General features: G+C 42.6%; 5 protein-coding genes. 1 reads left to right on the top strand and 4 read right to left on the bottom strand.

Going from position 1 to position 4,827, the window contains the following annotated elements; translation table 11 throughout:
* The first annotated feature begins 141 nt into the window (after nt 1-141).
* A complete protein-coding gene (locus tag LG34_RS10260; RefSeq protein WP_158582168.1) occupies nt 142-1,158 on the top strand; it encodes a magnesium transporter CorA family protein in 1,017 nt (338 codons plus the stop codon).
* Nucleotides 1,159-1,161: 3 nt separating this feature from the next.
* Here the strand turns inward: LG34_RS10260 and LG34_RS10255 are convergent, their stop codons facing one another.
* The 4 genes from LG34_RS10255 to LG34_RS10240 all read right to left on the bottom strand — a co-directional run bounded on the left by LG34_RS10255 (nt 1,162) and on the right by LG34_RS10240 (nt 4,662).
* On the bottom strand, nt 1,162-1,893 hold the full coding sequence (locus LG34_RS10255) for a sulfite exporter TauE/SafE family protein (protein WP_109215959.1): 732 nt from the start codon (nt 1,891-1,893) through the stop codon (nt 1,162-1,164).
* A 270-nt stretch (nt 1,894-2,163) separates the two neighbouring features.
* Nucleotides 2,164-2,913: an ATP-binding protein gene (locus tag LG34_RS10250; protein ID WP_109215961.1), complete on the bottom strand. Its 750-nt coding sequence runs from the start codon at nt 2,911-2,913 to the stop codon at nt 2,164-2,166.
* A 187-nt stretch (nt 2,914-3,100) separates the two neighbouring features.
* Nucleotides 3,101-3,643 (bottom strand): TIGR00730 family Rossman fold protein, encoded by a 543-nt coding sequence (locus tag LG34_RS10245; RefSeq protein ID WP_109215958.1) that lies wholly within the window; start codon nt 3,641-3,643, stop codon nt 3,101-3,103.
* 302 nt (nt 3,644-3,945) lie between these two features.
* Nucleotides 3,946-4,662 carry a metallophosphoesterase gene (locus LG34_RS10240; protein ID WP_109215957.1) on the bottom strand — a complete coding sequence of 239 codons (717 nt, stop codon included), beginning with the start codon at nt 4,660-4,662 and terminating at the stop codon, nt 3,946-3,948.
* Nucleotides 4,663-4,827 lie beyond the last annotated feature (165 nt).

The following is a 4,827-nucleotide window of genomic DNA, read 5'->3' as shown; positions in this document are numbered from 1 at the left end:
TTTCTCAGTGGGAGTTCAATCTCCGACTGAGATAAATGCTCCGCGAGGATGTGCAGTGATTCTGAAAAGAAGATGTCAGCTTGCACTGACCAGAATCACGCACCAAGTCTCACGTGCGTTCGACTTGAAAAGGAGTTATTTATGTATTACACACTACATCAGCGACTAAGAAAAATAGAACTTGATTTTAAACCGGATTTAAACTTGTCAAGGCAGAATCCCATTCAACACGACTCTGACCTGACAGACTCTATTCGACATAATACATCATCTTCAGATTCAACTTCAAACGATTCCACTTGCATAGAAACCGTGCTGACACTCTCCCCGGCACAATGGGAACAGCAAAAAGCATCCCTGCATTTTCCATCCTACGCTGGTCTGGAAAACACCATCATCCGCAGCTGCAAAGCAGAGATCTATCCCCATTACATCTCCGGAAGCATGTGTATTCCCGACCGCAAACGACTGTTAGAATCGCCACTCTGCTTTACGTTTTATATGAATGAAGCCTGTATGGTATTTGTATCGGATGATTCTGTACCTGATCGCATTATTGAAACGATGATTCACCGTTACGAAAGCCAGGAAATGTCTCCGGAACTATTTTTGTATGGATTTTTCTCGGAATTTCTGACGGATGATATGGAACTGTTAGAATCTTATGAACGCAAACTGTTTTTGCTGGAAGAAAATGCCATGCGGGGCAATATCCACGACCTGATGCCCCGGTTATTAAAAAACAGGCGGGAGTTAACCCGCCTGCGCAATTATTATGAACAGATTGACGATATGGCTGGACAGCTGCAGGGCAACGTCCGAAATTATTTCGACCCGGAACGGCTGCAGCTGCTTCAGCTCATCGGCGACCGCGCCTGCCGTCTCCAGCAGGTGGCACAGCAATCGATTGATTACTGCCAGACCCTACGGGATTTTGAACAGGCGCAATCCGATCACAAACAGAATAAAACCATGCAGCTGATGACGGTTCTGACTTCTGTCTTTTTCCCGCTCACCGTCATCACCGGCTGGTATGGCATGAATTTTACCCATATGCCGGAGCTGGAAGCCCGTTATGGCTATCCGTTGTTAATCGCCATCAGTCTCGGCGTGATCGCCGTGGAGTTCTGGATTTTGAAAAAACGTAAGATTATATAAAAGTTACAGATTATTGATGATCAGCACGATTCCGGAAAGAATCAGTAACACAATCACAATCTTCTTAATGACTTTCTCATTCAAAACCGAACTGCTCTTCATTCCAAGAAATACTGCTGCCAGCATAAACGGAATCAGGATCACGACCTGCTTAAGCACTGCAAGTGTCAGGATTCCAGTCGCTGCATACAAAATAATACGGATCGTATTTTCCACCACAAATACCACACAGATATTTGCCTTGAATTCATGACTGTTTTCCGCCACTCTGCTCACATAAGCCGCCAGCAGTGCACCTACACCATACAGACCGCAAAGCAGACCGGAAATAATTCCAGTCAGTACCAATACAATTTTGGAACCGCCGGACTTTTTGTTGCTACTTTTGCTGCTTTTCATTTCCCGAAACAGCATTTCAATGCCAATGATAATAACTGCGATGCCAAAAATCACTTTCAACAGACCAGCATCTGTGTGTTTCAACAAAAAGATTCCCGGAATGCTGCCCGCCACGACCAAAGCGGTTAGTGGAAGCCAGATTTTCCAGTTCAACGATTTCCGTTCTTTCCAGACTAAAATAATATTGCTCGGATACCCCAACACTACTTCTAACGGTGAAATATTAATATTGTTTGCCGTGTAGCTTAAAATCCCGTTAAAAATCAGGGTGTTCGCAAAGCCGCATAGCCCCTTGATAAAAAATGCAACCAGTGTTGCAATGATAAACCAGATCATAAGTTTTCTTCTCCTTATTTACGTGTATGATTCTATAATACCTCTTGCTCTATACCAGATTTTTGACAAACAATTACAGAATCTTATTTTTATTGTGTATTACGAAAGATCAGCTGATTTTTGTAAATTCACAGTATCACTTATGATCGAATTTATCCAGTTTTTTATCCAAAAAACACGCAAACGTGACAATATAAGTCATTTTTGCGTGTTTTTCTTTTTCAGTTATTTTTAATGAAAATCAGCTCACACCTGATATTCTCTTACTGATTAATCCAAAATATTTCCATCAATGGAGATGGTCACTACCTGCCATGGAATAAATTTACCGCTTGCCTGTAATGCCTTCTTTGCTGCAAACTCCAGACCACCACAGCACGGAACTTCCATACGTACAATCGTAACGCTCTGAATATCATTATTGGAAATAATCGTTGTCAGCTTTTCGCTATAATCAATATCATCCAGTTTCGGACAGCCGATCAGAGTTACTTTGCCTTTCATGAAATCTTCATGCATGCGGGCATATGCATAAGCGGTACAATCTGCTGCGATCAGTAATTTTGCACCATTGAAATACGGTGCATTCGGAGCAACCAGCTTGATCTGGCACGGCCACTGTCCCAGACGGGAAACACTCTGCTGCGGTGCAGCCGGTGCGCTCTCCCCAGTCTCTTCCAGACGTTGGTTCAGCATACGCATCCGTGTGCCCGGGCATCCGCCAGCCATCGGTGCATGTGCCGGTGCGGAAGTTCCTGCTGATTTCGCGTTCTCTGCATCTTTTTTTGCTTTGTTTGCCAGAACAGCTGCCTCATCGTACGCTGCTGCTTCACGCTCAACAAATGTGATCGCATTGGTCGGACAGGCTGGCAGACAATCACCAAGACCGTCGCAGTAATCGTCACGAAGCAGTTTTGCTTTTCCGTTTACCATGCCAATAGCACTCTCATGACAGGCATTTGCACATGCGCCGCACCCGTTACATTTTTCTTCATCAATATGAATAATTCTTCTTACCATAAGTTTGTTCCTCGCTTTTTTATTTGTATTTTTTCGTTTTTTCAATTTAAAAAACATATCTTTTGTACCTTATTGTTGTTCTCTTTTGTAAGATGTACTTAGCATACAGTGTTTTTAGAGAAAAATCTGTGGTTTTAACCACGAAATATTTTTTATCGCAAAAATTTGTAATCATCACAGCTTATTTTTATAGCCATTCCCGCAAAAAGCCTTCCATTTCCTTCAAATCATCCGAAAATAATACATGTTTCATTTTATCTTCCGCCAAAAATCCCGCATCTTCCATCGTCTGAAACATCTGCTTCAACGGCTCATAAAATCCATTGCGATTAAACAAAATACTCGGCTTATGGAATACTCCGATCTTCGTCAACGTAATCGTTTCCGATATTTCATCCAACGTACCAATACCACCCGGAAGTGCAATAAACACATCCGCCAGCTCCAGCATTTTCCGCTTCCGCTCACTCATATCCTCTGTAAAAATTAATTTTGTCACATAAGGCTGTGGACGATTTTTAATAAAAGCAACATTTCCCGGAACAACGCCGATCACTTCACAACCAGCATCGTGTACTTCTTTTGCGACGATTCCCATCAGACCGGATTCACCACCGCCATATACCAGTGTATGTTTAGATGCTCCGATCCACTGTCCCAGTTCTCTTGCAGCTTCTGTATAAAGTTCCTCTTTGCCAAATTCAGATGCACAGTAAACAGCTATTTTCATATGTATCTTTCCTCCTGATTCATGAAATACTCTACAATCATTCTCAAATAATTTATCATGAACTCCCACAAACTTTCCTGTCAAACAAAAAAATACGCAGCCGTTTCCGGCTGCGCACTTTTTCGGACAATCCGCAATCACACGAAATGCACCGCTAAGCCTACGCTATTGAAAAAAGTGTCGTGGATTAGGCAACTGCAAGCAGAAGCCCTCTTCTCGAACGAATCATCCTTTTTCATTGTAGCACCAATAAAGCTCTATGAAAAGCCTAAAATTACGCTCTCAGCTTTTGCGTAACGACATCACGTTGTCCTTATTCCACAAAATTCCCACGTCAATGTATTCAACAGCAAGTATTCTTCTGTGCCTATCGGACTTCCATCACTACGCGTGGAAAATACATCACAGGAAATCAGATTTCCGGCTCTGCTGATTCCCTCCACAGGCGTATGCCCTACAACCTGAAGCAATTTACGCGGCTTATACAATTTCATTTTCGAATGTTGCGGTCTGAGCCAGATCGGTGATGCATCGTTCCACATCTCCGTTCGCCCCAGTTTATTAATCTCCCCTACAACCGCATCCACATCATCGTATTTTGCTTTCGGGACATATCCTTCCACAAAGTCATTCAACACACCTGCATGAGAAAAAAGCACATTATCAATTCTTTGCACATACTGGATCGGATTATTTTCCGGAACAGCCGAACGCAGATCAAGTAATTTTTTCTGAACGGTATAGGATGCCATGCTGCTGTATCCGGTTTCTAACTGATTCCAATAATAACTCAGGTCATGATTTCCAAAACACCATGCCGTATCAGGAAACTTTATCGCAAACTTAATTGCTTCATCATATGTTTCTTCATACAGGGAAACATCGTATTCCTTTCCCCAGTCATCTGCCAGATCCATCAGACAGACTACGCGATCTGCAATCTTCTGATGCATGAGTGCAGCGGCATGTTGAAACATATATGGTTTTAAATGAACATCGGGAATTACCAAAACTTTCATTGTCACACCTCATTTTTTCAACCGTAAATTCAAGTCGAACGCACGTGAGACTTGGTGCATGATTCTGGTCAGCGAAAGCTGACATATTCTTTTCAGAATCACTGCACATCCACGCGGAGCGTTTATCTCAGTCGGAGATTGTACTCCCACTGAGAAAGACTTGTT

This window comes from Eubacterium ramulus (assembly GCF_003122485.1).
Classification (GTDB): domain Bacteria; phylum Bacillota; class Clostridia; order Lachnospirales; family Lachnospiraceae; genus Eubacterium_I; species Eubacterium_I ramulus_A.
This window is presented reverse-complemented; position numbering and strand designations above follow the sequence as displayed.